Source organism: Ruegeria sp. CDSC052 (genome assembly GCF_059610685.1).
On sequence record NZ_JBXWOB010000007.1, the window covers coordinates 60,824 to 85,853 of the forward strand.

27 protein-coding genes are annotated in these 25,030 nt (G+C 58.1%); 14 read left to right on the forward strand and 13 right to left on the reverse strand.

The features are described from left to right. The first annotated feature begins 14 nt into the window (after window positions 1-14). Window positions 15-677: a DsbA family protein gene (locus AC2FIM_RS12860; RefSeq protein WP_496677840.1), complete on the forward strand. Its 663-nt coding sequence runs from the start codon at window positions 15-17 to the stop codon at window positions 675-677. A gap of 36 nt (window positions 678-713) precedes the next feature. Here the strand turns inward: AC2FIM_RS12860 and lpxK are convergent, their stop codons facing one another. From lpxK to AC2FIM_RS12880, 4 genes are read right to left on the reverse strand one after another with little or no spacing between them, the layout of a single operon-like run. Then, entirely contained in the window at window positions 714-1,712 is a 999-nt protein-coding gene (gene lpxK, locus AC2FIM_RS12865; protein WP_496677839.1) for a tetraacyldisaccharide 4'-kinase, read from the reverse strand. Continuing rightward, complete coding sequence (locus AC2FIM_RS12870) at window positions 1,699-2,934, reverse strand: 3-deoxy-D-manno-octulosonic acid transferase (protein WP_271949640.1); 1,236 nt, start codon at window positions 2,932-2,934, stop codon at window positions 1,699-1,701. Before AC2FIM_RS12870 ends, lpxK begins: the two co-directional genes overlap by 14 nt. Beyond that, window positions 2,931-3,731, reverse strand: coding sequence for an inositol monophosphatase family protein (locus AC2FIM_RS12875; RefSeq protein WP_271949642.1), 801 nt, complete (start codon window positions 3,729-3,731; stop codon window positions 2,931-2,933). The genes AC2FIM_RS12870 and AC2FIM_RS12875 overlap by 4 nt, the downstream gene beginning before the upstream one ends. Beyond that, window positions 3,718-5,064, reverse strand: coding sequence for a TldD/PmbA family protein (locus AC2FIM_RS12880; protein WP_271949645.1), 1,347 nt, complete (start codon window positions 5,062-5,064; stop codon window positions 3,718-3,720). Before AC2FIM_RS12880 ends, AC2FIM_RS12875 begins: the two co-directional genes overlap by 14 nt. Before the next feature lie 155 nt (window positions 5,065-5,219). On the opposite strand from AC2FIM_RS12880, the gene AC2FIM_RS12885 reads away from it, so the two are divergent. Further along, window positions 5,220-5,963, forward strand: a complete 744-nt coding sequence (locus AC2FIM_RS12885; RefSeq protein ID WP_496677837.1) for an FkbM family methyltransferase — start codon at window positions 5,220-5,222, stop codon at window positions 5,961-5,963. 36 nt (window positions 5,964-5,999) lie between these two features. Here AC2FIM_RS12885 and AC2FIM_RS12890 read toward each other — a convergent pair whose 3' ends face one another. After that, complete coding sequence (locus tag AC2FIM_RS12890) at window positions 6,000-7,529, reverse strand: DUF2125 domain-containing protein (RefSeq protein ID WP_271949649.1); 1,530 nt, start codon at window positions 7,527-7,529, stop codon at window positions 6,000-6,002. 139 nt (window positions 7,530-7,668) lie between these two features. Here AC2FIM_RS12890 and AC2FIM_RS12895 point away from each other — a divergent pair, with 139 nt between their 5' ends. From AC2FIM_RS12895 to AC2FIM_RS12905, 3 genes are read left to right on the forward strand one after another with little or no spacing between them, the layout of a single operon-like run. Next, window positions 7,669-8,412 carry an SDR family oxidoreductase gene (locus tag AC2FIM_RS12895; protein ID WP_271949652.1) on the forward strand — a complete coding sequence of 248 codons (744 nt, stop codon included), beginning with the start codon at window positions 7,669-7,671 and terminating at the stop codon, window positions 8,410-8,412. After that, window positions 8,409-9,017 carry an enoyl-CoA hydratase/isomerase family protein gene (locus AC2FIM_RS12900; RefSeq protein WP_271949654.1) on the forward strand — a complete coding sequence of 203 codons (609 nt, stop codon included), beginning with the start codon at window positions 8,409-8,411 and terminating at the stop codon, window positions 9,015-9,017. Before AC2FIM_RS12895 ends, AC2FIM_RS12900 begins: the two co-directional genes overlap by 4 nt. After that, window positions 9,014-9,751 carry a VOC family protein gene (locus tag AC2FIM_RS12905; RefSeq protein WP_271949656.1) on the forward strand — a complete coding sequence of 246 codons (738 nt, stop codon included), beginning with the start codon at window positions 9,014-9,016 and terminating at the stop codon, window positions 9,749-9,751. The genes AC2FIM_RS12900 and AC2FIM_RS12905 overlap by 4 nt, the downstream gene beginning before the upstream one ends. Here AC2FIM_RS12905 and AC2FIM_RS12910 read toward each other — a convergent pair whose 3' ends face one another. Further along, window positions 9,752-10,048 carry an HNH endonuclease gene (locus tag AC2FIM_RS12910; RefSeq protein WP_271949658.1) on the reverse strand — a complete coding sequence of 99 codons (297 nt, stop codon included), beginning with the start codon at window positions 10,046-10,048 and terminating at the stop codon, window positions 9,752-9,754. It abuts the gene before it with no gap. Window positions 10,049-10,095: 47 nt separating this feature from the next. On the opposite strand from AC2FIM_RS12910, the gene AC2FIM_RS12915 reads away from it, so the two are divergent. Further along, window positions 10,096-11,268: a TIGR03862 family flavoprotein gene (locus AC2FIM_RS12915; RefSeq protein ID WP_496677836.1), complete on the forward strand. Its 1,173-nt coding sequence runs from the start codon at window positions 10,096-10,098 to the stop codon at window positions 11,266-11,268. Here AC2FIM_RS12915 and holA read toward each other — a convergent pair. The 4 genes from holA to AC2FIM_RS12935 form a co-directional block, all read right to left on the reverse strand. Next, window positions 11,265-12,293: a DNA polymerase III subunit delta gene (gene holA / locus AC2FIM_RS12920; protein ID WP_271949662.1), complete on the reverse strand. Its 1,029-nt coding sequence runs from the start codon at window positions 12,291-12,293 to the stop codon at window positions 11,265-11,267. The genes AC2FIM_RS12915 and holA overlap by 4 nt on opposite strands. After that, on the reverse strand, window positions 12,290-12,793 hold the full coding sequence (gene lptE, locus AC2FIM_RS12925; RefSeq protein WP_142637105.1) for an LPS assembly lipoprotein LptE: 504 nt from the start codon (window positions 12,791-12,793) through the stop codon (window positions 12,290-12,292). Before lptE ends, holA begins: the two co-directional genes overlap by 4 nt. Beyond that, window positions 12,780-15,317, reverse strand: a complete 2,538-nt coding sequence (gene leuS / locus AC2FIM_RS12930) for a leucine--tRNA ligase (RefSeq protein ID WP_282021970.1) — start codon at window positions 15,315-15,317, stop codon at window positions 12,780-12,782. Before leuS ends, lptE begins: the two co-directional genes overlap by 14 nt. A 71-nt stretch (window positions 15,318-15,388) precedes the next feature. Then, complete coding sequence (locus AC2FIM_RS12935; RefSeq protein WP_142637277.1) at window positions 15,389-15,877, reverse strand: DUF3576 domain-containing protein; 489 nt, start codon at window positions 15,875-15,877, stop codon at window positions 15,389-15,391. Window positions 15,878-16,160: 283 nt separating this feature from the next. Here AC2FIM_RS12935 and AC2FIM_RS12940 point away from each other — a divergent pair, with 283 nt between their 5' ends. Further along, entirely contained in the window at window positions 16,161-17,219 is a 1,059-nt protein-coding gene (locus tag AC2FIM_RS12940; RefSeq protein WP_142637101.1) for a porin, read from the forward strand. A gap of 102 nt (window positions 17,220-17,321) precedes the next feature. Continuing rightward, window positions 17,322-17,981, forward strand: a complete 660-nt coding sequence (locus AC2FIM_RS12945; protein WP_142637099.1) for a YggS family pyridoxal phosphate-dependent enzyme — start codon at window positions 17,322-17,324, stop codon at window positions 17,979-17,981. Here the strand turns inward: AC2FIM_RS12945 and AC2FIM_RS12950 are convergent. Together AC2FIM_RS12950 and ribA are read right to left on the reverse strand one after the other, a co-directional pair. Next, window positions 17,965-18,465 (reverse strand): L,D-transpeptidase family protein, encoded by a 501-nt coding sequence (locus AC2FIM_RS12950; protein WP_496677835.1) that lies wholly within the window; start codon window positions 18,463-18,465, stop codon window positions 17,965-17,967. The two genes, AC2FIM_RS12945 and AC2FIM_RS12950, sit on opposite strands and share 17 nt — an antisense overlap. Further along, window positions 18,462-19,556 carry a GTP cyclohydrolase II gene (gene ribA / locus AC2FIM_RS12955; RefSeq protein ID WP_496677834.1) on the reverse strand — a complete coding sequence of 365 codons (1,095 nt, stop codon included), beginning with the start codon at window positions 19,554-19,556 and terminating at the stop codon, window positions 18,462-18,464. Before ribA ends, AC2FIM_RS12950 begins: the two co-directional genes overlap by 4 nt. A 163-nt stretch (window positions 19,557-19,719) precedes the next feature. Between ribA and AC2FIM_RS12960 the strand changes: the two genes are divergently transcribed. The 6 genes from AC2FIM_RS12960 to AC2FIM_RS12985 all read left to right on the forward strand — a co-directional run bounded on the left by AC2FIM_RS12960 (window position 19,720) and on the right by AC2FIM_RS12985 (window position 23,728). Then, on the forward strand, window positions 19,720-20,406 hold the full coding sequence (locus AC2FIM_RS12960) for a response regulator transcription factor (RefSeq protein ID WP_142637092.1): 687 nt from the start codon (window positions 19,720-19,722) through the stop codon (window positions 20,404-20,406). A 228-nt stretch (window positions 20,407-20,634) separates the two neighbouring features. Next, complete coding sequence (locus tag AC2FIM_RS12965; protein WP_271949675.1) at window positions 20,635-21,027, forward strand: GFA family protein; 393 nt, start codon at window positions 20,635-20,637, stop codon at window positions 21,025-21,027. 71 nt (window positions 21,028-21,098) lie between these two features. Further along, complete coding sequence (locus AC2FIM_RS12970) at window positions 21,099-21,887, forward strand: exodeoxyribonuclease III (RefSeq protein ID WP_142637090.1); 789 nt, start codon at window positions 21,099-21,101, stop codon at window positions 21,885-21,887. A 75-nt stretch (window positions 21,888-21,962) separates the two neighbouring features. Beyond that, the gene (gene trxA, locus AC2FIM_RS12975) at window positions 21,963-22,877 is read left to right on the forward strand and encodes a thioredoxin (protein ID WP_271949678.1); all 915 of its coding nucleotides are present in this window, start codon (window positions 21,963-21,965) and stop codon (window positions 22,875-22,877) included. Between the two features lie 27 nt (window positions 22,878-22,904). After that, the gene (locus AC2FIM_RS12980) at window positions 22,905-23,546 is read left to right on the forward strand and encodes an LON peptidase substrate-binding domain-containing protein (protein ID WP_142637086.1); all 642 of its coding nucleotides are present in this window, start codon (window positions 22,905-22,907) and stop codon (window positions 23,544-23,546) included. Then, window positions 23,543-23,728 (forward strand): Trm112 family protein, encoded by a 186-nt coding sequence (locus tag AC2FIM_RS12985; RefSeq protein WP_142637084.1) that lies wholly within the window; start codon window positions 23,543-23,545, stop codon window positions 23,726-23,728. Before AC2FIM_RS12980 ends, AC2FIM_RS12985 begins: the two co-directional genes overlap by 4 nt. Here AC2FIM_RS12985 and AC2FIM_RS12990 read toward each other — a convergent pair. Further along, complete coding sequence (locus AC2FIM_RS12990; RefSeq protein ID WP_142637272.1) at window positions 23,725-24,951, reverse strand: FAD-dependent monooxygenase; 1,227 nt, start codon at window positions 24,949-24,951, stop codon at window positions 23,725-23,727. The genes AC2FIM_RS12985 and AC2FIM_RS12990 overlap by 4 nt on opposite strands. Window positions 24,952-25,030: the final 79 nt, after the last annotated feature.

Here is a 25,030-nt window from a genome sequence, read left to right on the forward strand (position 1 = left end):
GAAAGGGCTGATTCATGAGCCGTATTGCAATCGGAATCTGCGCGGCTGTCGCCATAGCCGCAGGTGGCTATTGGCTGTCGCTGTCAAATTCCTCTCCGTCCAACCCGCTGGTCAGCAGCGCCGAGGCACAACAGGCCGATCTGGACACTTCGACCATCATCGAAATGGTGCAAGGGTCCGCGGACGCGCCCGTCGAGATCATCGAATATGCATCCTATACCTGTCCGCATTGCGCGAGTTTTCATCAGGGGCCGCTGAAGAAAATCAAAAAAGACTACATCGACACCGGCAAGGTCAAGTTTACCTACCGCGAAGTGTATTTTGACAAATACGGACTTTGGGCCTCGATGGTCGCGCGCTGCGGCGGCCCCGAGAAGTTCTTCGGCATCTCCGACTTGATCTACAAGGATCAGGCTGAATGGACCCGTGCCGGTGGACCTGCGGAGATCGTGGATGAACTGCGCAAGATCGGACGTTTAGCTGGGATCACCAATGACCAGCTTGATGCTTGCCTTCAGGACGGAAATCGTGCGCAGACCTTGGTGGCCTGGTATCAGGAGAACGCAGAACGCGACGACATCAGAGCAACCCCATCCTTTATTGTGAACGGCAAGAAGGTCGACAATCAGTCTTACGAAGAATTCAAAAAGCTGATCGACGCCGAACTGGGCAGCTAAATCCAAATACGACCGGCCTGTCAGGGCCGGTCGCCTTCAGGGCGAAGGCGCGACCTGCAGTAGCAACTGTTTGACCCGGTCGCCCTCGTCCATATTCAGCCGGACTGGTAGGGTGATGACTTTGCTGCGAAAGGCGGCTGGCAGGCGGACCGCATCTTTTTCCGTCGTGACCATCTGAGCGCCCAGCAGGCGCGCTTCATTCTCTAGCCGTGTCATCAGGGCCGGTGTCAGGGGCTGGTGATCGTCCAGCGCCTCGGCCCGCAGCAGGGTGGTGCCCTGTTGGCGCAATGTGGCAAAGAACTTTTCCGGATGACCAATTCCTGCAAAGGCGAGAACCGGCGTGCCCGTCCAATCCATTCCGGTCTGCAGCGGTTCGACCGCACCGGTCGCATGTGGAACCGTCAGATTTCCCCCCCAGCGGGCGGCGAACTGTGTCTGCGCGTCTGAGCCGCCCAGCGACAACACCAGATCGGCCCGTTGCAATCCGACATCAACAGGCTCGCGTAATGGACCCGCAGGCAGGCACAATCCGTTGCCGAAACCACGTACGGCATCCACTACGATGACCGAAAAATCTTTGGCAACCGAAGGGTTCTGAAACCCGTCATCCAACAGGATTACCGTTGCCCCGGCCTGGGCAGCGGCTTTTGCGCCCGCGGCGCGGTCCTTGGCCACCCAGACATCCGCAAATGCGGCCAGCAGCAGCGGTTCATCCCCGACTTCTGCCGCCGTATGTTTGCCAGGATCGACGCGCACAGGTCCTGTCAGTGCGCCGCCGTGGCCTCGGGTGACAACATGGGTCTGATGCCACGCGTCCCGCAGCTGTTCGATCATCCAGATCACGGTTGGTGTTTTGCCGGTCCCGCCTGCATTCAGGTTTCCAATGCAGATAACAGGGACGCCTGGGTTGAAACCTGCTTCCGAGGCCAACCTGCGGGCTGTCGCCGCCGCATAAATCCGTCCCAACGGGGACAGCAGCCGGGCCCTGAGGTCCAACTGATCCGGAGCGGTGTTCCAAAAGTCAGGTGCCCGCATCGTCGGTGCTCCGTTCGTCCAGATAGTCCTGTACCAGTTCGATCAGCTGATCTGATTGCGGCGCGCCGTCGGTCACGATCTGCCAGCCTGCCAAAGCCATATCCGCCGCGCGGTCAGGCGCAAGTAGCTCTACCACGGCATCCCCAAGTTCGGTTGCGGTTCGGACCGTTAAAGCGGCGCCTGCCTGGTCCAGCTGATCGTAGGCTGTCTGATGCTGGTCAACATGCGGGCCATGTATGACAGCCGATCCCAGGGCGGTCGCACCAAACGGATCCTGTCCCCCGTCGCCCCGTTCGAGCGAGTTGCCGATAAAGGACACTGCCGAAACACGGTACCACAAGCCCAAATCCTCTGGGTCCGAGGACAAGACGATCTGTGTGGTATCTTCAATCATGCCGCCATCGTCCCAGTTGATGCAGCGCAAGTCCATGGCTTCGAGCCGCCTGTGCAGTGGGGCGGCTTCCTGTATGTCGGCGACATGCAGGATTAGGGTCAACCGGGGCAGCATCCGCATGGCCTGACGGTGGGCGCTGAGGACCGAGATGAACTCTTTATCCTTCACCCAGGCCGCAAGCCAGATGGGTCTGCTTGAAAAGGCGTGATTGGTTTCGATCAGTTCGTCTTCGGGCCACGGAGAAGGGTTCGGACTTATCAGCAGAGGAGGCGCCTCGCTGACCTTGGTGAAGGCGATTCCCAGTTTGCGGATCTGCCGGGCCGTTTCGTTGCTGGTAGCCAGAATTCGTTGAAAGCAATCGAGAGTGTACCGGCTGATATCGGGCAGCCACCGGGTCCCACGCGCGGTGTTCAGGTCGATTTCAGCTTCGATCAGGATCAACGGCACTTCGCGCTCGTGGGCACGGGTAATCACATTGGGCATCAGCCCGCCGCCAACCCAAATGCCAATATTCGGGCGCCAATGGTCCAGAAACACCCGCGCGGCGCCGGTTTGTTCCGAAGGTAGGTTCACAAGTATGTATTTCGCGCAGTCCCACTGACTCAGGTCCGCTTCGGGTGGGGCCGACAGGACAACCGACAGGCCCAGGCGCGACTGCAGCAGTCTGTGGCAGAAATCCATCATCGCGTGAAGGCGACCCGGATTGGCAATGTGAATCCAGATCAGATCTCCTGATGGTCGGGGCACATAGGGTTGGTCCCCGTTGCCGGGTACGCCCCACGAAAGCACGCGATAGGCCGCCAGACTAAGGGATCGCGGTTTGCTCATGGCGCAATGCCCGCACTGTCTGGGTCAATCTGATCCGCCAGTTGCCGGTGCAATGGCGGGTTTGCCGCGATGACACCATTCAGGCGCGGATGTGGGTTGTTAAGGCGCAGTGGGGCGCCAAGCCGGTCCGTACATATGCCACCTGCCTCTTGGACGATCAAATTCCCTGCCGCGATGTCCCATTCCCAGCTGGGGCGCAGTGTCAACATTCCGTCAAAGCGACCCTGCCCGACCAATGCCAACCGATAGGCAAGCGACGGGCGATAGTTTCGACGGAATTGAGGAACCCGGCCCTGACACCAGTGCCGGCTGTCCAGATTGGGTTTCGCGGCCAGGATCTCGGCCGTCGTGATGTCTTGGGTGTCCGATACGACAATCGGCGCGCCGTTTAGTGTGGCCCCTTGGCCCTTGGCCGCCGCATACAACAGGTCACGCAAGGGCAGGTAAATGACCGCCGCCGTCACCTGACCGTGTTCCGCCACAGCCAGAGAATGCGCCCAGGTCGAGGAACCTTCGGTGAAGCTACGGGTGCCGTCGATCGGGTCAATGATAAAAACCCGGTCCCGGGACAGGCGGTGCTGGGTGTCTTCGGTCTCTTCGCTGAGCCATCCGTAACCCGGTCGGGCAGAGGGCAAACGCTGTTCGAGCATCGCGTTCACGGCCAGATCAGCCTCGGTCACCGGGCCTGCGCCATCGGGCTTGTCCCAGCGTTGTGCTTTTGACCCGGAATACCGGGTTGCGATCTTTCCGGACTCGCGCGCGGCTTCAATCAGCAGGGGCAGGTCAGTTGCCGGCAAGTGTCATTCCCTCGATCAGCAGCGATGGAACCACGCGCGACAAATAGGGGCGGGCGTCATTGGCCGGAATGATCCGCAGCAGCATATCGCGCAGGTTCCCGGCGATGGTGCATTCGTTGACCGGGTGGGTAATCTCGCCATTCTCGATCCAAAACCCCGAGGCACCACGGGAATAATCCCCGGTATTGGGGTTGATGGTCGATCCGATCATCGACGTGACCAACAATCCAGTACCCATATCGCGCAGCAGCTCTGCACTGCTGCGCTCGCCTTGAGTCAAGCTGAGGTTCCAGTTGCTTGGGGACGGAGGCCCAGACACGCCCCGCGTAGCATTTCCTGTCGAGGCCATCTTGAGCTTGCGTGCGCTGGACAGGTCCAATGTCCAGCCCGTCAATACACCGTTTTCGATGATCGCCCGGCGTTGTGTGGGCAGGCCTTCGGCATCAAAGGGGCGCGACCCGGACATGCGCCGGCGATGTGGGTCTTCGATCAGCGAAAGATGTTCCGGCAGAACCTGTTGTCCAAGACAATCCGACAACCAGGACGAGCCGCGCGCGATGGAGATACCGTTGCTGGCGCCCAGAAGATGCCCGATCAACGAAGATGAAATCCGTTCATCGAACAGAACCGGATAGACGCCTGTTGCAGGCTTGCGCGCGCCAACCTGCGCAACAGCACGTTCGCCTGCGGTCCGACCAATCTGGTCCGGGCTGCGCAAATCGTTTTGGAATGTGCGGCTGTCGCCGTCATAATCGCGCTCCATCCCGGTACCCTGGCCCGAGATCGCTACGCAGGAGGTTGACCGGCTGCTGCGCTCATACCCGCCGGAAAAGCCGTTTGTGGCTGCCAGATGCACCCGATGGGTACCATAGGCGGCCGCCGCGTCCGAGACCTGTGAGACGCCTTCAACCGCCAGCGCCGCAGATTCCGCCGCCAGCGCATCATTCAGAAGATCTTCAGCTGTGGGCTCCGGCGCGGGATCGCACAGTTCCAGTGCCTGAATGTCCCAATCCCGGATCAACTGAGCCTCATTCGCCAGGCCGGTAAACGGGTCTTCGGGGGCTTCGCGGGCCATAGCGACGGCGCGTTCGGCCATGGCTGTCAGAGTTTCGGACCGGCTGTCGGAACTAGAGACGATGGCCTGTCTTTGGCCCAGAAACACCCGCAGCCCCAGATCGGTGCCCTCGGACCGCTCGGCGGCCTCAAGCGCGCCAGAGCGTACCTCTACCGAGACCGAAGACCCGTCCAGCACGATGGCATCCGCAGCCTCGGCCCCGGCCTTTCGGGCGGCATCCAGCAGGTGTTGGCTGATCTCTTCGGGTGTGCGCGTCATGTGGCCTCCGGTCTTGTTTCTTTGGACCTATCGTCCGCCCGTCCGTCCCGCAAGACCTGCGGTCATTTTCGGGGGTTTGCAGAAAGGCCAGAAAGGCGAATTTCGCATGTGACTGCAATAATTCCGCTGTTTTGTCCGTAGCCGTAGGTTAGTAGTTGATCCAACTGGATGAGAATGAGACGACTGGGCAGGAAGAACGGGCAGGCCACAACATGCAGAACAATCTATCGCTGCGCGGGGTTACGATCCCCGATGATCCGCAGATCATTACGCCTAAGGTCAAGCGTTCAATCCTGGCCGAGCGTTACGAAAAAGACGAAGTGACCGGTCTGCCGAAATTCATCGACGCGAAGGATCGCGTGGTAGAGCTGGGCGCTGGGATCGGCTTCATCTCATCCTATCTGGTGACACAACTTGGTGTACGCCACGCAAAGTGCATCGAGGCGAACCCGACGCTGTGTGAATTCATCGGCCGTGTCCACAAGGCAAATGACATTGCGAATGTCGAGGTGGTGAACGCGGTTGCTCTCGGCGATACACGGGTTCCCGGAACCGCCCGATTTTACATACGTGAACCGTTCTGGTCCTCATCTCTGGACCCTGATCCTGACTATGTCAGAGAGGTCAGCGTGCCGGAACGTCCTCTGTCAGAAATTCTGCGGGACTTTGAAGCCAACGTGCTGATCGTCGATATCGAAGGGGGCGAGAAGTTTCTGTTCGACGGGGTCGATCTTGTGAATGTCCAGAAAGTCTATCTTGAGGTCCACACCCGTAAGATCGGATTGCACGGGATCAAGGCTTGTTTCGATCATCTGTCGGCACTTGGGTTTGCCTACGATCAACGTGTCAGCAGCGGTGGGTCGGTGCTGTTCCGGCGTGTTCGTCGGCGCTCGTCGTAAACAGGGAAGGCAGCCGGGCCGCCTTCCCTGTTTCTTTTATTTGATGCGCTGTCCATTGGCCAGAATTTGACCATCTTCCTTGAACTCGATTGTCGAATTCAGCGTGTCGGGCTCTTCCCCTGGCACTGCCATGAGACCCATCATCATTCGCGCGCCCATTGCGTCTTGCTCGGCAATCAGACCCATACCGATCAGAGTGTCGATCAGGGCATTCGCACCAACCAGTTGCAGGTTCGCAACGCCAGCGGGGGTCGGCAGACCGCCCAGTTCCTCAGTGTTGGAATTGTCGAAGGTGAAGTCGCCATCGCCGGACAGTTCCGCACCGACCATAGAGACCAGCAACTCGTTGATCGTCAGAGAGTGCAATTCACCCGGCGCTTCGTCCGCAAACTCAAGCGCCTCTACGGCCTCGGGGTCAAAGAAGTTGGTCAGCACTTTGGCCGTACCGGAAAGGTCCAGCGCAATCGTGGCCGGATCGCGTGGCAGGGCGGCTGCGGGGTCAAAAATGCTCCACAGCACGTCTGACATAGTGAAGTCCGTCAAGTTTATCGCCAGCCCAAAGGGTTGAATCTCTTCGGATTCCTGTACCGGGAATTCGAACTTGAAACCGCCACTTTCCATGGCAATTTCGATTGGAAAGGGCAGTTCCGCCGTTGTTACAGCAACTTTGGCGCTGTTTTGTTCGACGTCATAAGCAATTCGGTTGGCGTCGATGCTGCCGGAAAGCCGTCCGCCTTCGGATTCGCTGGCCATCGAAAAGTCTTCGCCTTCGCTGCTGCCCGCCATCGAAGACTGGCCCGATCCGTAAGTAAAGAGACCCGAGAAGGCAAAGCCAGCGTCATAGAATGCCTGCGGGTCAGAGAAATTGAAATCTGAAGGGATAATGCTGGTGCCGTCGAAGGCCAGATCGCCAAGCGTGCCGTCGAATTTCCCGGCGTCTTCGCTTTCGGGATCCTGAAATGCCAAGCTGTAGGTCATCTCTGATGCGGTAAAGCTTTGGTCGATATCGCGGTTTTCGCCGATCTTCATTTGCGAGCTGCCGCTCACATCTGCCATTTCAAGGTAGCCACCAACCACTTCGGGCGGCAACGTTTCACCGTCGACTTCGATGTTACCCAGTTTGATTCCAAGGCTGTCTGCAGAGTAATCGTAAGTCACATCATCCGGATCGCCAGAGACGGTCATAACAAGCCCGCTGTGGACGTATTCGATATCGACTGTAAATGACTCGTCCTGACCATCGACATTGCCGGTGACGGTCATGGGGAAACTTTCCGGGACACCAATATTGACGCTACCGTCGCCATTGTCGGTGAGGGTCATTTCAGGCATGGCCATGCTGAACGATCCCTCTTCTTCCGGGAGGTCCATCGACATCGTCAGGTTTTCGATGGTGATACCATTGCCGGTATCTGTCTGGTCACCTGAAACAGTATAGCCCATCTGCGCCAGATAGGACTGCCAGTCATCCCAGACTTCCTGTGGAGTAACGTCGGCAAGCGCCCCCTGCGAAATGACAGTGTAGGCCAGAACTGCGCCGCAGGTGCGGCGGAGAAAAACGGACATCATAGAACCCTTCTTGATCAAATTTGCGCGCATGGTGATGCCGGTGGCGGCGGGCGTCAAGGGGGAAGGGCTGGACCCATTCCCCGTTCGCAGGATAGAGGTTCATTAATTCTCAGGACAATGGAGGTACTGGAACCTTATGCAGGGGAAAACCGTACTGATCACTGGGGCCAGTCGCGGCATCGGGGCCGAGGCAGGGCGCGTATTTGCCGCAGCAGGGGCTAATGTCGTGCTAGTGGCGCGTAATCGGGATCAAATTCAGGTACTGGCGTCGTCGCTTGGTGAAAACGCTATTGCACTGGCCTGCGACGTCAGTGACTTCGCCCAGGTCGAGCTGGCCGTGGCAGAGTGCGTAAACAAGTTTGGCGGGCTGGATGTTCTGATAGGCAATGCTGGTGTCATTGACCCGATTTTCCATTTATCCAGCGCCGATGTCGCGTCCTGGGGTAAAGCGATCGACATCAACCTCAAGGGCGTATTTCATGGAATGCGCGCCGCGCTGCCGGTCATGCGTGCCGCGGGTGGCGGCACTGTCCTGACGGTCTCTTCCGGTGCGGCGTCGAACCCAGTCGAGGCCTGGAGCCATTATTGCGCCTCGAAGGCAGGGGCCAAGATGCTGACGGAATGTCTGCATCTTGAAGAATCCTCCCATGGGATCCGCGCCATGGGCCTGTCGCCCGGCACGGTTGCAACCGATATGCAGCGGGTCATCAAGGCCAGCGGGATCAACGCCGTCAGCCAGTTGGATTGGACCGATCATATCCCCGCCGATTGGCCGGCGCGGGCGCTGTTGTGGATGTGTTCGTCAGACGCGGATGAGTTTCTAGGCACCGAAATTTCGCTGCGACGTGAGGATATTCGGCAAAGGGTTGGATTGACGTGATTGAATTGAACAAGGCGGACGGGCTGTGGACAGTCACGCTCAACAACCCCGACAAGGCAAATGCGCTGACCGGTGCGATGCTGACCGAGCTGTGCGAGATTGCCGAGGCCGCGACCGGCGCAAGTGCGCTGATCCTGACCGGGGCTGGCAAAGTGTTCAGCGCCGGCGCCGATCTGGAAGAGGCGCGCGCCGGCCTGGCGACCTCGGATCTGTGGGAGCGGTTGTCGGCTGCTATCGCCGCGTTACCCTGCCTGACGGTTGCCGCACTGAATGGAACGCTGGCTGGTGGGGCCAATGGCATGGTTCTGGCCTGCGATATCCGCATTGCCGTACCGGAAGCCAAGTTCTTTTATCCGGTGATGAAGCTGGGTTTTCTGCCACAACCCTCCGATCCCGCACGCATGGCGGCCCTGATCGGTCCGGCTCGGACAAAGATGATCTTGATGGCCGGGCAAAAGATCACTGCGGATGAGGCTTATGCCTTTGGGCTGGTCGATCGCGTAGTTGCACCTGAAGACCTGATGCAGACCTCCCTTGATCTGGTGGCTGACAGCGTCGCCGCCAATCCTGAAATTGCGACCGGTATCGCGCGGTTATGTTCATGAGGTTGTCTGCCCTGCGTCTGCGCGTGGCTGACACGGATCGTCTTTCCGAGTTTTACAGGGATGCAATGGGTATGACTGCACGCCGGCAGGGCGCAAGCCTTCGATTGGGATATGCCGGGCAGGATGCCGATCTGCTTTTGATGCCGGGCGGCGGCGGGTACACACATGATCGGGGCCAGAGATATTGGAAGATCGGCATCACCCTGCCGGATGTTGATCTGGCTGCCGCTTTTTTGCGCGAAAAAGGCATCGAGGTTTCAGAGCCGGACCAGTTTCTGGATATCGGCTATATGTGCCACCTGACTGATCCCGAGGGTTTCGTGATCGAACTGCTGCAACACGATTTCCGTGGCAATCGCCCGGACGGTATCGCCGATCCCAAGACCCCTTTCGCGGATGCGCGTATTGGACAGATCACCTTGCGCACCGGGAATATCGCGGCCGAGGATGCCTTTTGTCGTGCACAGGGGATGCAGCTGCTATCTGTGCAGGATGTGGCACAATATGGGTTCGATCTGCACTTTTATGCTTTCACCGACGAGGTTCCCCCTAATGCCGACCTGTGGTCTGTTGAGAACCGCGAATGGCTTTGGAAACGCCCCTATACCACGCTCGAGTTTCAGCACAGCGCAGGTGCTACGTTTGCTCGGACCCCCGATTTCCGAGGGCTTGAGATGCAGGGCCTGACCCAGCCCGGCCATGATGCTTTTGGCGACCCTGTCCTGCCGGGCTGATTACCGACGACGCCGTTTTCCCGGCACTCTGGATCGAAAATCAGGGGGCCGTTTGCGAATCCAGCTCAGAAATCTTTCTAGGCGAGGGTGGGCGCGCAAAGCTTCGATCGTATTGAAATCCCGTGCCAGCTCCGCTTCGGTCAGGGTGGCGTGGATCTCTTTGTGGCAGATCACATGCAGAAAAACCGTGGGGCCGCCCTTGCCCCCTTTCAGTTTTGGGATCAGATGGTGCAGGCTGCCGTTCCCATCGGGGATCGGCCGGTCGCAGAGGGGGCAGATCGGGTCGCGGTCGGTCATATCAGCGTAACGTCGCGCCGCAGGGCGCGAAAGGCAAGAGGACAGCAATGGCACAAGCCGTCGTGATCGGAGGCGGGCCAGCGGGCCTGATGGCGGCGGGTGAACTTGCCGCCGCAGGTCATGATGTGCTGGTGGCCGAGGCCAAACCCTCGGTTGCCCGAAAGCTCTTGATGGCAGGGAAGTCTGGCCTGAACCTAACCAAGAATGAACCGCTCGAAACACTTTTGTTGTCTTATGGACCCGCCGCTGAGTGGCTACGCCCTTTGGTGGCGGAATTTGATGCTGCCGCCGTTCAGGACTGGGCGCGTGATCTGGGACAAGAGGTATTTACAGGCTCAACGGGGCGGGTGTTTCCAAAGGCTATGAAGGCCTCACCTCTGTTGCGGGCTTGGCTGGTGCGTCTTGATGCGGCTGGTGTGCAAATCAAAACCCGATGGCGGTGGACCGGATGGAACGGCGATGCTCTGGAATTCGATACTCCGGAAGGTCACCGGCAGATTGAGGCTGACACGACGATTCTGGCCATGGGCGGCGCAAGCTGGGCGCGATTGGGATCGGATGGAGCTTGGGCCCCACTGTTGCAAGGGGCGGGTGTCGACCTGTCGCCATTTGCCCCGGCGAACTCGGCCCTGTCAGTGGATTGGAGCGCACATATGCAGCCGCATTTCGGCGCTGCGATCAAATCCGTTGGGTGGACTGCCGGGGATGTGATCAGTCGCGGCGAGGCGACGATTTCATCCAAAGGCCTTGAAGGCGGAGGGCTCTATTCCCTGACGCCCGCTTTGCGAGAAGGTGCGCCGTTGAGTGTTGATCTGGTTCCCGATCTGGATGCAGCTACCTTGCAGCAGAAAATTGCAGCCAAGAAATCCAAGACGACGCAGTCGCAATGGATGAAGAAATCTCTGCATCTGTCTCCGCAAAAGATCGCTCTGTATCACGAGATGAACAGGGGAAGCGGTCTGAGTGTCGAAACGTTGAAATCTCTGCCCCTCAGCCACGCGGGGTTGCGGCCAATGGATGAGGCAATCTCAACCGTCGGAGGTGTTCGGCAAGGCGCTTTGGACGAAGGGTTGATGCTGAAATCCAGGCCCGGAATGTTCTGTGCCGGCGAGATGCTGGATTGGGAAGCTCCGACCGGTGGCTATCTGCTAACTGCCTGTCTGGCGACAGGGCGATGGGCTGGGCGATCAGCTGCAAACTGGCTGGCGCGGACCGCTTAACGCGACTTTGCCAGCATCGCCAGACGGATCATGGCACGTTCGACCAAAGCCATGGCTGGGGCCGTTTGCCCAGCTGACCGCAATGACAGATCCGTATCAGTCAGAACGGTCAAAGCGGTCTGCAGTTTGGGTGCCCCCCATCCCTGTGCTTGCCGCAGAATACGATCACGCCGCTTTCCATAGACGGGTGGGCGCAGCTTGCCGACGCCCTGTGCCGCACCACCGGGATCGGCGGCACAGGCGTAAAGCGTTCGAAAGTGCCGGGTTGCTCCGATACACAGGCTGACCGCATTTGTACCTTGCGATTGCAGCCGTCGTATCAGCGGGCTAATCTCTCCGGCTCTGCCTTCGGCGACCACGTTCAGGACATCGTCCAGAGCGGCCTCGGTCGAGCTGGGTGCACAGGCCTCGATATCTTCGAGAGCCAATTCAGTATCGTCTCCGCGCTTGTAAAGAGACAATTTTTCAATGGTTTGCGTAAAGTCCCCGGGGCTGATGGCCGTGGCAAGTTCGGTGATGGCCGACATTGCATCCGGTGGAATGTTATTGACTCCGGCCTGTGCCAGAACCCGTTCAACCTCGGCCCTAGAGGGCGGATCGTCATAGATCCCAACGGCATAGGCTGCGGGATGCGACTCGAATGCCTTACGGATCTTTGAGCTGGGTTTGAGCTGCCCGGCAGTCACGATGATCTGAGCGTCGCCCGTTGCCCAATCCTCGAATGCGGTAATGATGGCTGGGGCGGCGACATCAGTTGCATCTTCGACGAAAACTGCACGTGGGCCGGGGAAGAACCCGACAGCCTTGACCGCGTCCAGCAACAGTGCCGGTTCCCCGCGCAGATCACCACCTGGCATTCGGGTCAGGCGCATTTCCTCTTCGGCGCCTTCTCCCAGCAGGGCTGACAAGACCTGTTGCCGTTTCAAGGCCACACGCATCGCATCGGATCCGTAAATCAACAACCCTGCCTTGCCCGCGTCCGGTTTGGCGAAATACCCCTCAGCCTCGCGCGGGCTGAGCTTCATTGGGTCAGGCCCGGTGCTGCATAAAGGCGGTTCACGATTTGATCGGACAGGATGATCATCAGCCGCTCGGTCGCGTCACGTTCGTCCGCAAGCGTCGAGACGGTTGAGCCTGCAGCGGAATAGCCCACGAAATCATGGACATTTCCTGATACCAGAATCCGCCCGGTTTCAGCGGACCTGAGGGAAAATTCCGCGCGCCCTTCGATTGTATACCGGTTCGTCTCGTTGGTAGTCGTGATCGCTGCAGATTGCGTGGCCGTAGCAACCTTAACATCCAGATCATACAGCTTTTGTGCGCTCGCATCCCGGCCCAGCCGCTGTTCCAAATTCTGGACAAGCAAATAGCTTTCCACGGAATTTGGCTCAGTTACAGCAACTTTACCATGCAATGCTTCACCTGTTCCGCCCGGCGCGTAAACGGGTTGGAACCCGCATGCGGCCGCCAGCAAGCAAGCAGCCAGCGGCATCAACAAAAGGCTTCTGCGATTAAACAACGACATTCACGATCCGACCTGGAACAACGATCACTTTCTTCGGCGCGGCACCGTCCAGTGCCTTTTGCACAGCTTCGGTGCTGAGCGCGATTTTTTCAACCTCTGCCTTGTCCATATCTTTTGGAACGCTGATTTCCGCGCGGCGTTTGCCGTTGATCTGGATCGGCAGGGTTACAGTGTCATCGACCAGCATAGCTTCGTCCGCGACAGGCCAGGGGGCTGTTGCGATCAAACCTTCGCCGCCCTGATGCGCCCAGATATCTTCGGCCAGATGTGGTGTCATCGGCGACATCAACTGTGCCAGCGTCTTTATCGCCTGCTTTTGGGCCGCTGCACCCGCTTTGGATTTTGCCAACGTATTGGTAAACGCATAGAGCTTTGCAATGGCGGCATTAAAGCCGAAGCTTTCAACACCAAGCGTCACATCATGGATGGCTTTGTGCATCTCGCGCAGCAGGTCTTGATCCCCGTCGCCTTTTGCCTCGGGGTCCATCGCGCCGATCTTGTCGCAGAGGTTCCAGACACGGTTCAGGTGCTTGAATGCAGCCTCTGCGCCTGATGCTGTCCACTCCACATCCCGCTCGGGCGGTGAATCGGATAACACGAACCAGCGCGCGGTATCCGCGCCGAAGGCCGAGATAATGCTGACCGGGTCGACCACGTTTTTCTTGGATTTCGACATCTTGGCCGAGGGGATGATTTCGACCTCCGTGCCATCGGCGAGTTTGCCGTCGGTCACATCCTCGGGCAGGTGATAGACCGGACGGCCATTGGCGTCGCGGGTTTGATAAATCTCGTGCGTGACCATGCCTTGGGTAAACAAGGCATCAAAGGGCTCGATGGCCTTTTTCGGCAAATGGCCAGTGATCTGCATCGCCCGCGCAAAGAAGCGGGAATAGAGCAAGTGCAGGATAGCGTGTTCGATGCCGCCGATATATTGATCGACATTCATCCAGTATTCAGCCTCGGCCAGATCGGTCGGGGTTTCCGCGTGCGGAGCCGTAAAGCGGGCGAAATACCACGACGAATCGACGAACGTATCCATCGTGTCGGTTTCTCGCTTGGATGGCGCACCGCAAGACGGGCAGGCGCAGTCGCGCCAGGTCGGGTGGCGGTCCAGAGGATTGCCCGGTTTGTCAAAAGTGACATCGTCGGGCAGGCGGATCGGCAAGTTTTCTTTCTTTTCGGGCACCACGCCGCAGGATTCGCAATGCACCACGGGAATCGGGCACCCCCAATAGCGCTGACGCGACAGACCCCAATCGCGCAGACGGTATTTGGTAACGCCTTCGCCCCAGCCCGCTTTTTCGGCGAAATCGACGGTGGTGTTGATTGCGTCATCACCCGTGGCGTCGGTCAGCCCGGCAAAATGGTTTACCCAGCGGACTTTTTCGGTTTTCGGCGGAACGAATGCGGTTTTGTCGACCGGCGTGTCATTATCAAGCGCAAAGAACGTGTCGACGACGGGCAAACCGTACTTACGGCAGAAATCCAGGTCGCGCTGGTCGTGGGCCGGGCAGGCAAAGATGGCGCCGGTGCCGTAATCCATCAGGATGAAATTGGCGATCCAGACCGGCAGCTCCCAATTCGGATCCAGCGGGTGTTTGACCTTGATACCAGTGTCATAGCCCAGCTTTTCGGCGGTCTCTATGGCCTCTTCTGTGGTGCCGCCCTTGCGGCATTCGGCAACGAACTCAGCCACTTCGGGGTTTTCGGCCTCAAGTTGCTTGGCAATCGGATGGTCCGGCGAGATGCCGACGAAAGACGCCCCCATCAGCGTATCGGGGCGCGTTGTATAGACGGTGATTGGCTCACCACTATCGACGCGTTCAAAGCCAAACTGCAATCCACGCGACTTGCCGATCCAGTTTTCCTGCATCAGGCGCACTTTTGCCGGCCAGTTCTCCAGCGTGTTCAGCGCATCCAGCAATTCCTCAGAGTAATCGCTGATCTTGAAGAACCATTGCGTCAGCTCGCGCCGTTCAACCAATGCGCCCGAACGCCAGCCGCGCCCGCCTTCGACTTGTTCATTGGCCAGTACGGTCATATCGACCGGGTCCCAGTTCACCACCGCGTTCTTGCGGTAAACCAGACCGGCCTGCAGCATATCCAGAAACAGTGCCTGTTGCTGGCCGTAATATTCTGGGTCACAGGTGGCGAATTCGCGGGACCAGTCGATGGACAGGCCCAGAGGCTTCATCTGGCTGCGCATGTCTGCGATGTTGCCATAGGTCCAGTCTTTCGGGTGACCGCCAATAGCCATCGCAGCGTTTTCTGCAGGCATCCCGAACGCGTCCCATCCCATCGGGTGCAGCACGTTATGGCCGGTCGCAAGCTTGTGGCGCGCGATTACGTCGCCCATCGTATAGTTGCGCACATGTCCCATATGGATCCGGCCAGACGGGTAGGGGAACATTTCAAGCACATAATATTTCGGCTTGTCCGCCTTGTGGTTGGCGGTGAAGATTCCAGCCTTGTCCCAGGCCTCTTGCCATTTTGCTTCGATTTCGGTGGCCGAATAGCGCGACATCGTGCGGTCCTTCGTAATGAAAACGCCGGGCATGAACCCGGCGTGGTAATATTGCGATTTGAAGCGGGTTGCTAGAGCTTGTTGTCCGCAATGCGCAGCTGACGGGCGCGGGACAGGATTGCATCTTCGATTGCGCGTGTGGTTGCCGCGCTGACCGGGGCACCCCCGCTGGTCTGCAGCGCAACCGACAAGGATCGTGCCGCCAGGGCGGGATCGCTGATGTGAACTGTGGCCCTGTATTGCCGTCCACCACCCGGAGGCGTGCCGTAACCTGTTACGATTACACCGGTAAAGGGATCGACTTCCTGCACAGGCAGAAAGTTAAGGACATCCAGCGAGGCAGCCCACAGATAGCGGTTCACATTGGTAACCTGCTCGGCGTCTGCGGTGTTGAATACATCCCAGATCGTTGAGCGATTCGGATCGTTCAGCTCACGCTCGTCCGAGCGACCGCCATCCACATTGAGTGGCGTTGCACTGGGTTCTGCGTTGCGATTCTGTCCGCAAGCCGACACCGCGGCTGTCACTATGATCAAACCGAAAATTGTCTGCAGGCGCATGTTGGACAGGTTCCGTTTCGTTGGTTTTAGGTTATTCACGTTACTCCTAGACAAGGTCTGGTTCGTCAACAAGCTTAATCTTGTCACATCCAGAGCAGGCTTCGGGGTTGATTCAGTGGGTAAATCAGACTGTGGCATCCTTGCACCAATTCTAGGCCAATGCGCGTCAGTTTTTATGCCAAGCTTGCGTGACAGGGGCAAAAAGGGCGAAACGGTTCCCGTGCTGAGACATGTGCCTAAGCACGTGTCGAGTTAAAAAACTTTTGAAACCGAGGGAAACAAGATGAAAAAAGTTCTCTTCGCATCGACCGCACTGATTGCAACCGCAAGTGTTGCAGCGGCCGAAGTTAAGTTCAGCGGCTACGGCCGTTTTGGTATTGGTTATCAGGAGGACCGCACAGCGGCCACCACGACCACGACCACTACAACAACCACGACAACCACAGCAAGTAGTGCAACTGTTCAGAACGTGAACGTGAACGCGAACGCGTTCGCGAACGACACTGACGACACAATCCTGGTCTCGCGCTTCCGCCTGAACATCGACGGCACAGCCGAAACCGATGGCGGCGTTGAGTTCTCGGCTCGTGTACGTCTGCAGGCTGACGAAGACTCGTCCACCGGCGAAGCCAACTCGGCTGGCCTGAACGGCGCGCGCTTCTCGGTCATCTACGGTGGTCTGCGTGTTGACGCCGGCAACGTTGCTGGTGCTTTCGACAACTTGGCAAACTACTACGGTAACGAGCCTGGCCTGGAAAACTTCATCGGTCAGTATTCTGCCGTTGACTATGGCTTCCTGGGTTACTCGTCGACCGGTTCGGGTTCGAACGCTGTGTTCTTCCAGTACGCAGTTGGTGACTTCGCCTTTGGTGCGTCGTACGATCAAGCGACCATCTTCCAGGGCGGTGGCAACACCACGAGCGCTGACCGTTGGGACGTAAGCGCGACTTACACCTTCAACAACATCACTGCAGCGCTGGCCTATGGTCAAACTGACGCGGGCGATGCTGGCGACGACCCAAGCCTGCTGGTCTTCACCCTGGGTGCAGAATTCGGCGACTTCTCGGGTACGCTGTTTGTTGCTGACGATAAAACCGAAAACGACCTGACCGACGGCACTGCTTGGGGTGTATCGGGTGCCTACAATGTTGGCGCCGCGACCACTCTGACCTTCGCCTACGGTGACGGTAACGCTGATGCGGACACGCAGCAGTACGGCATCGGCGCCATCTACGACCTGGGTGGCGGTGTATCGCTGCGCGGTGGTGTAGGTGTCAGCGACTGTGACGTCTGCGACGACTCGACCACACGTGCCGACTTTGGTGCACAGTTCAACTTCTAAGTTGATCTGAGCCGCAAGGTTTAAGGGCAGGTCTTCGGACCTGCCCTTTTCTTTTTGTCCGACATAGTGTTTTTCTTCGCCCATAACTGATCGAGGACCCAAATGTCGCTGCAAGAAATATCTGCCCGGATAACCAAAGCCGAAACTGCCTCGGGGCGGGACGTCGGGGCCGTGAAGCTGATCGCCGTGTCAAAGGTTCAGCCGAATGAGCGTGTAGCGGAAGTGCTTGCTTTAGGGCATCGCTGTTTCGGTGAAAACAGGGTTCAAGAAGCCGTCGGAAAATGGCCGGAATTCAAATTGCAGTACCCGGATGTCGATTTACATCTGATTGGGCCGTTGCAAACGAACAAAGCCCGTCAGGCGTTGGATCTGTTCAGCACGATCCATTCTGTTGACCGCCCCAAACTGGCCAATACTCTGGCCCGGCTCGCGCAAGAGGTCGGCACTTGCCCGGATCTGTTCATTCAGGTCAATACCGGTGAAGAGGATCAAAAGGCAGGAATTCTGCCCACTGAGGCAGACGCATTTATTGCCGATTGCCGCGGGCTCGACCTTCCGATTCAGGGCCTGATGTGCATTCCGCCTGTCGAGGAAGAGCCATCTCTGCATTTCGCCTTGCTTGCCAAGATAGCTGAACGCAATGGTCTGAAAGGGCTATCCATGGGGATGAGCAGCGATTTCGAGCAGGCCATTGCACTTGGCGCGACCCATGTGCGCGTCGGCTCGGCCATTTTCGGTGAACGAGTTAAGCCTGAGGGATAATCAGCCGCGTGCCTGGCTCGATTCGACGTGCGATCCACCGCAGATGGTCGCGCCGAAAGGCAACGCAGCCTTCTGTAGGAAAACCGGGCCGTCGCCATTGATGCAGGAAAATTGCTGAACCGCGCCCGGCCACCGCATTGGGCCAGTTCCAGTCAGTGATCAGAACCAGATCGTAAAGCGGGTCCGCGCGGCGGAGTTTTTCGTGGCTGAAAGGATAGGGTGCGCTGACCATATGATTGTACTGCGTGTCTTCCACATCATCTGACCAGAGGTCCTGAGGACCGATTGGGATGGCCCAAGGCGACGGTCTTGCGAGCCGGTCGGGCCGGTACAGCATACCAACGATGTTGAGGCAGCCTGTCGGCGTGGCGCCGTCCCCCTCACGCTTGCTGTTGCTTAACCCACCTTTCCCGATCGAACAGGGAAAATACCCGCCGCGAAAACGAACGCCGCGGCGGGTTAGAACCAGATCTGCGGGTGTCACAGCAAATGTCCCGACTTGGCTGCTTTGGTGGCCAGATAGTCGCGGTTATGGGCAGTTTCGCCGACTTTCAGCGGGACGCGCTCGGTGACGGCGATGCCGGTCTTCTCCATCATCGCGATCTTGGCGGGGTTGTTGGTCAACAGCCTTACGGAACTGAAGCCGAGCAATTTCAGGATGTCCGAGCCCAGACGGAAATCGCGCTCGTCATCCTCGAACCCGAGACGGTGATTGGCCTCGACTGTATCGAACCCTTGATCCTGCAGGAAATAGGCGCGCATCTTGTTGGCCAAGCCAATCCCGCGGCCTTCCTGATTCAGATACAGAAGTACTCCTGCCCCTTCAGACCCCATCTGGGCCAGGGCCCCACGCAGTTGTGGCCCGCAATCACATTTCAAGCTGCCCATCAGATCACCGGTGAAGCAGGCCGAATGCAGCCGAGCCAATACCGGTTTGCTGCGGTCGGGGCGGCCGATCTCTATTGCGTAATGTTCCTCGCCGCCATCTTCAGGGCGAAAAACGTGCAGGCGCCCGGCTTCGGATACCTCCATCGGCAGTCGGGCGGCCACGACCTCATTCAAAAGGCTTCGATCCGACAGATGTGGCGCGGCGCGGGTATGGTCTATACATGTCAGGCCATGTGCAGTAGCGAAGTTTCGGCCGTCTTGGACAGGAACAACGATTGCCGCTGGCAGAAGGTGGGCTGACTTGGTCAAAGCAATGGCAATGCGATGCAGATTGGCGTTGCCCTGACGCTCTGTCATCAGTGGGCCTTTCATAGGCGCGTTCAGATCGTCCGAGGGATCGGCCACCGCCTGCACCCAGGCAACATCGGCATCTGCCGGAACGATCACGCGCGCCAGGTCACCGTCATAGGCCCGTGCCTTTAATGTCTCGGCCCGTCGGACAGTCACTGCGACAACAGGATCGCCACCCAGACCTTGCAAGTCGGCAAGCCGCTGTGCGCTCAGCGTTTCCGACGCAATGGCCAGTACGCTAAAGCCGGTATCATCCGTCAGGGCGACCGGCAAGCCCATGCGCAGGTCAGCCCGTGCCCGAGCAAGCAGTTCCGAGATATCCGGGATAAGACTCATCTATTGTTACCCTGTAACGATCAGCCCTTCATGTAGCCTGATCAAAAGGAAATGTGAAACAATTCCTCATCCTGAGACACGAGGGCGTGAAACGGTTGCAGCAAACCTTGTTGATTGCATCTTTCGCGCGCAAGTGGTGGAAAAGGGCTTAGGAGGACCGGATATGGCACAGCTAAAGAAAATCCTGCTAGTGGATGATGATGAGGATCTGCGCGAAGCGTTGAGCGAACAGCTCGTGATGACCGAGGATTTTGATGTATTCGAAGCGTCGGACGGGGCATCAGCCATGGAGCGGGCTCGCGAGGCGATTTACGATCTGGTCATTCTGGATGTTGGCTTGCCCGACACGGATGGGCGCGAGCTGTGCCGCCTGATGCGCAAGCAAGGTGTGAAAAGCCCGATCCTGATGCTGACCGGTCATGACAGTGACGCGGACACCATCCTGGGTTTGGATGCCGGTGCCAATGACTATGTTCCCAAGCCGTTCAAGTTTCCGGTCCTTCTGGCACGTATCCGTGCGCAGCTGCGCCAGCATGAACAATCAGAAGACGCGGTATTTGTACTCGGGCCTTATACGTTCAAGCCGGCGATGAAGATGCTGATCACCGACGAAGACCGCAAGATTCGACTGACCGAGAAGGAAACCAATATCCTCAAGTTCCTGTACCGGTCCGCCGACGGTGTCGTCGCCCGTGACATTCTGCTGCATGAGGTCTGGGGCTATAATGCCGGTGTCACCACACATACGCTGGAAACTCATATCTATCGCCTGCGTCAGAAAATCGAGCCCGATCCATCCAACGCGCGCCTTTTGGTCACAGAATCGGGTGGATATCGCTTGGTATCGTAACTTGATGTGGATTGACTTGGATCAAAGTGATACCCTGTAGACATCTTTAAGTTACTCCCAACCCGTACATGTCCGGGTAATGACATGTACCTCCCTGTTGGACTGCCGGGCCTGATGGCCCGGCCTTTTTTGTTTGTGCTGCAAAATGTTTTGCGGCTCCTAGCGGATTGCGACAAAGTATATGTTCATGTAATGTTCTATTTCTGGAGTGCAAAATTGGAGGCGAAAGTGATTCATGGAAGTTGCCTGTGTGGCGCCGTAAAATTCCAACTTACCAGTGAACCTTCGGTTATGGGAACATGCCATTGTTCGCGTTGTCGGAAGGCAGGTGCAAGCACTGTTGTCTTCGTCAAGAAAGATGATGTTGTTTGGCTGGACGGTAAGGACCGTGTTGTCACTTACCAGCCTGAACCGCCCTATAAATATGGCAGGTGTTTCTGCGATACCTGTGGGACGTCGCTTGGTGAAATTCTGGCTGATGCGGACAGTTTTCCGATTGCGGCTAATGCGCTGGACACTCCGTTTGATCTGAAAGTCCAGTTTCACGAATCCGTATCTGAGAAACCGCATTGGTACGAGATTTGCGATGATGCGCCCCAATCCTCAGGGCATCCGTCCTGATAATTTCTTTTACGATGGTACCTGTGAAAGCACCGCGTTAGGGTGCGCCAACCGCGACAGAGGAATTCCCTATGCCTTTTACTCTTGCCACATGGAACATCAACTCGGTCCGTCTGCGCGAGCCTATCGTGCTGAAATTGTTGCGCGAAGAGGCACCGGATGTTCTGTGCCTGCAGGAATGCAAGTCTCCGGTGGACAAGATCCCCACCGAAGGGTTTGCCGAACTGGGTTACACTCACATGGTTGCGCGCGGGCAAAAGGGCTACAACGGCGTTGCGATCCTGTCTCGCCTGCCGATGGTCGAGGCGGGCGACATGGATTTCGCAGATCTCGGCCATGCGCGCCATATCGCGGGGCGGCTGGAAAACGGTGTGACGATCCACAATTTCTATGTGCCTGCGGGCGGGGATGTGCCGGATCGTGAGGTGAATGAGAAGTTTGGCCAGAAGCTGGATTACCTGACCGATATGCGTGACTGGTTCCACGCGGAAAAGCCGGAAAAATCCATTCTGGTTGGTGATCTGAATATCGCTCCGCGTGAGGATGATGTCTGGTCGCACAAACAGTTGCTCAAGGTCGTTTCGCATACACCGGTCGAGGTCGAGGCTTTGGCCGAAACGCAGGACGCAGGCGGTTGGGTCGATGTCACCCGGCAGGACATCCCCGAAGGGCAGCTTTATAGCTGGTGGTCCTATCGCGCGCGGGATTGGGACGTGGCCGACAAGGGGCGGCGGCTGGATCATGTCTGGGCGACCCCGGATATCTCGAATGCAGGCCATTCCAGCCGCGTTCTGCGCAATGCGCGCGGGTGGGAAAAGCCCAGTGATCACGCCCCGGTCTTTGCGACCTTTGACGTCTGACGTGAAACTCTGCCCTTGGTTTCCGGGTCAAGCGACTGCATATAGAGCGCAAGTTTAATCGAAAGAGTGACAGCCATGGACCTTCTGAACGGCGCAGACATCCCCGCCACCGATCTGATCAAGGACGGGACCGAAGCAACTTTCATGGTGGATGTGGTCGAAACATCGCAGGACGTGCCGGTCATCGTTGATTTCTGGGCGCCGTGGTGCGGCCCGTGCAAAACGCTTGGCCCGCTGTTGGAAGAGGCCGTGACCGCCGCCAAGGGTGCGGTCAAGATGGTCAAGATCAACGTGGACGAGGCGCAGATGATCGCCTCACAGATGCGCGTTCAGTCTATCCCGACCGTGTATGCCTTTCACAAAGGCCAACCGATCGACGGATTTCAGGGCGCAGTGCCCGGATCCGAGATCAAAGCATTTGTAGATCGCGTGATCGAGGCGACAGGTGGCGAAAGCCCGGGTGGTCAACTGGACGATGCTGTCGAGGCTGCCGAGGAAATGCTGACCGAAGGTGCCGCAGCGGATGCCGCTCAGACCTTTGCTGCCATTCTGGGTGAGGATCCGAACCACGCCACCGCTTATGGTGGGCTGGTACGCGCGCATATCGCCACTGGCGATTTGGAGCAGGCCGAGGCAATTTTGAACGGTGCCCCGGCGGAGATTTCCACATCGCCAGAGCTTGAAGCGGCAAACGCACAGTTGGAACTGGCCAAGCAAGCGGCAGATGCCGGCCCGGTGGCCGAATTGACCGCAGCGGTTGAGGCCGATCCTGACAATCATCAGGCACGGTTCGATCTGGCGCAGGCCCTGCATGCCAATGGCGAGGTTGAAGAGGCGGTGGCGCAGCTGCTGGAAATGTTCCGCCGTGACCGTGAATGGAACGAAGGCGCGGCCAAGTCTCAGCTGTTCACGATATTTGATGCGCTCAAACCCAATGATCCGATTGTTCTGAACGGGCGGCGCAAGCTCAGCTCGATGATATTTGCCTAATTCTGGATCAGGGCTACACTCGGGTACATGATGCATCCCGCTGATCTGCCGGAAACGGTATCCGTTTTCCCTTTGCCCGGTGCGCTGTTGCTGCCCCGATCGCGCTTGCCGCTGCATATATTTGAGCCGCGCTATCTGCAGATGCTGGACGACGCTTTGAAGACCCAGGAACGGTTGATCGGGTTGGTTCAACCGAATCCCTGTCAAAGCAACGAAAACAAGCTGCACCAAATTGGCTGCGCGGGGCGGGTGACGCAGTTTTCCGAAACTGAAGACGGCCGCTATCTGATCACTCTGACTGGCATCTCCCGGTTCCGTATTCAGGCCGAGTTGGATGCATTTACCCCATACCGCCGTTGTAACGTGACCTGGCGCGGGTTTGACCGTGATCTTGGCAAGGTCGAGCACGACGAGGGGTTTGATCGGGTGGGGCTTTTGAAGCTGTTGGAAAAGTTCTTTTCGTCGCGAAAGTTGTCGGCTGATTGGGATATGTTGAAAGACGCGAATGATGAACTGCTTGTGAATTCGCTGTCGATGTTGCTGGATTTTGATCCGGAAGAAAAACAAGCCTTGCTAGAGGCTCCCTGTTTGCGCACCCGGCGCGAGACTTTGGTGACACTGATTGAATTCGCCATGCGCGGCGGAGCGAATGAGGAAACACTACAATGACCACCGTTGAACACGCTTTTGACCGCCACATGCTTGAGGCGCTAATTTGTCCGAAGACGCATACAACGCTGCATTATGACGCTGAAAAGCAGGAACTGGTGTCAAAAGCGGCGGGTTTGGCCTTTCCGATCCGCAATGGCATTCCTGTCATGTTGGTGGATGAGGCGCGCGAGCTGGACTAGATCGCCCGACCCTGCAGTAGTTTTGGCAGGTCTCCGGTCAGGCCGGCGGCCTCGCGCACGAAACCGCGACGCAGGCCGGGTAGTGACCCGACGACGCCCATCCCGATATCCCGTCCGATCCGTAGTAGAGGATTGTCGTTGGAAAACAGCTTGTTGAACACATCCGTCGCCATCGCCAAAGACGCGGTGTCAAACCGTCGCCATTCCTGAAAACGCTCCAAAACCAGTGGCGAACTAATATCTTCCCCGCGCCGTCCGGCCAGGGTCAGCACCTCGGCCAGAGCGCCCACGTCGCGCAGGCCCGCATTCAGGCCCTGGCCTGCAATCGGGTGCATTCCATGGGCTGCGTCTCCGACCAGTGCCATCCGTTCTCCGATGAAAGAGTTGGCGATGGTCAGGTTCAGCGGATAGGTAAACCGATCTCCGGCCAGACGGATTTCGCCCAGGAAATCGCCGAATCTGGGGCGCAGGACCTGCAGATAGTCCTCCTCGGGCAGGGCGTTGATGCGCTTGGCCATTTCTGTTCGCTCGCTCCAGACGATAGAGCTGCGATTGCCGGTCAGAGGCAGAATGGCCAAAGGGCCGGGTGGCATGAAGAACTGATGCGCGATGCCGTGATGCGGCAAGTCATGTTCGATGGCGCAGACCAGCGCGGTCTGCCCGTAATCCCATCCTGTGCGTTTGATCCCGGCACGTTCCGCTGTGCCGCTGCGACGCCCATCGCATCCGATCAGCAGCGCACCCTTGACGACCGCGCCATCATCCAATGTCAGGCTGACGCCTGTTCCCGAGGTCTGCTGTGACACTACCGTCTTGCCGCTGATCTGGGTAATGGCCTTTTCCGCGGCCATCGCGTCCAGAAAGGCACGGCGCAGGTGGCGGTCTTCGACCATAAAGCCCATCGGACCTTCTTCGATCTCGGCATGGTCGAAATGCATGAAAAACGGCGACGGGCCAGCGCCTGCATGGCCATCGGTGACCTTGATTTCGAGCATTGGCTGGGCGTGTTTGGCAACCCGTGACCAAACCCCAATCGCCTCTAGCAGGCGCTGCGAGGCCAGGGCCAACGCATAGGCTCTGCCGTCAAAAGCCGCATTTTTGCGAACCTTTTCGGCCAGCGCGTCAATGACGGTAACTCTGTGCCCTGTTTGTGCCAGTGCCAAAGCCAAAGCGGGGCCATTCAGGCCGCCGCCGACGATCAGGATATCCGAGCTCTGTTCCATGCTGCGCACTATGCGCGCCCATTCGGGATTGTCCATGTGCGGTCCTGTCGCTACCGTCGCTGGGAATGCAGAAATTGAA

What these genes read in the sequence shown, in the direction of transcription:
- holA (WP_271949662.1), bottom strand. Translation starts at nt 12,293, where the DNA reads ATGAAGCTCAGCCCGCGCGAGGCTGAGGGGTATTTCGCCAAACCGGAC.
- AC2FIM_RS12980 (WP_142637086.1), top strand. Translation starts at nt 22,905, where the DNA reads ATGATGCATCCCGCTGATCTGCCGGAAACGGTATCCGTTTTCCCTTTG.
- AC2FIM_RS12910 (WP_271949658.1), bottom strand. Translation starts at nt 10,048, where the DNA reads ATGACCGACCGCGACCCGATCTGCCCCCTCTGCGACCGGCCGATCCCC.
- AC2FIM_RS12960 (WP_142637092.1), top strand. Translation starts at nt 19,720, where the DNA reads ATGGCACAGCTAAAGAAAATCCTGCTAGTGGATGATGATGAGGATCTG.
- lptE (WP_142637105.1), bottom strand. Translation starts at nt 12,793, where the DNA reads ATGTCGTTGTTTAATCGCAGAAGCCTTTTGTTGATGCCGCTGGCTGCT.
- AC2FIM_RS12880 (WP_271949645.1), bottom strand. Translation starts at nt 5,064, where the DNA reads ATGACGCGCACACCCGAAGAGATCAGCCAACACCTGCTGGATGCCGCC.
- trxA (WP_271949678.1), top strand. Translation starts at nt 21,963, where the DNA reads ATGGACCTTCTGAACGGCGCAGACATCCCCGCCACCGATCTGATCAAG.
- AC2FIM_RS12915 (WP_496677836.1), top strand. Translation starts at nt 10,096, where the DNA reads ATGGCACAAGCCGTCGTGATCGGAGGCGGGCCAGCGGGCCTGATGGCG.
- AC2FIM_RS12905 (WP_271949656.1), top strand. Translation starts at nt 9,014, where the DNA reads ATGAGGTTGTCTGCCCTGCGTCTGCGCGTGGCTGACACGGATCGTCTT.
- lpxK (WP_496677839.1), bottom strand. Translation starts at nt 1,712, where the DNA reads ATGCGGGCACCTGACTTTTGGAACACCGCTCCGGATCAGTTGGACCTC.
- AC2FIM_RS12935 (WP_142637277.1), bottom strand. Translation starts at nt 15,877, where the DNA reads ATGCGCCTGCAGACAATTTTCGGTTTGATCATAGTGACAGCCGCGGTG.
- ribA (WP_496677834.1), bottom strand. Translation starts at nt 19,556, where the DNA reads ATGAGTCTTATCCCGGATATCTCGGAACTGCTTGCTCGGGCACGGGCT.
- AC2FIM_RS12895 (WP_271949652.1), top strand. Translation starts at nt 7,669, where the DNA reads ATGCAGGGGAAAACCGTACTGATCACTGGGGCCAGTCGCGGCATCGGG.
- AC2FIM_RS12945 (WP_142637099.1), top strand. Translation starts at nt 17,322, where the DNA reads ATGTCGCTGCAAGAAATATCTGCCCGGATAACCAAAGCCGAAACTGCC.
- AC2FIM_RS12870 (WP_271949640.1), bottom strand. Translation starts at nt 2,934, where the DNA reads ATGAGCAAACCGCGATCCCTTAGTCTGGCGGCCTATCGCGTGCTTTCG.
- AC2FIM_RS12890 (WP_271949649.1), bottom strand. Translation starts at nt 7,529, where the DNA reads ATGTCCGTTTTTCTCCGCCGCACCTGCGGCGCAGTTCTGGCCTACACT.
- AC2FIM_RS12985 (WP_142637084.1), top strand. Translation starts at nt 23,543, where the DNA reads ATGACCACCGTTGAACACGCTTTTGACCGCCACATGCTTGAGGCGCTA.
- AC2FIM_RS12860 (WP_496677840.1), top strand. Translation starts at nt 15, where the DNA reads ATGAGCCGTATTGCAATCGGAATCTGCGCGGCTGTCGCCATAGCCGCA.
- AC2FIM_RS12940 (WP_142637101.1), top strand. Translation starts at nt 16,161, where the DNA reads ATGAAAAAAGTTCTCTTCGCATCGACCGCACTGATTGCAACCGCAAGT.
- AC2FIM_RS12990 (WP_142637272.1), bottom strand. Translation starts at nt 24,951, where the DNA reads ATGGAACAGAGCTCGGATATCCTGATCGTCGGCGGCGGCCTGAATGGC.
- AC2FIM_RS12970 (WP_142637090.1), top strand. Translation starts at nt 21,099, where the DNA reads ATGCCTTTTACTCTTGCCACATGGAACATCAACTCGGTCCGTCTGCGC.
- leuS (WP_282021970.1), bottom strand. Translation starts at nt 15,317, where the DNA reads ATGTCGCGCTATTCGGCCACCGAAATCGAAGCAAAATGGCAAGAGGCC.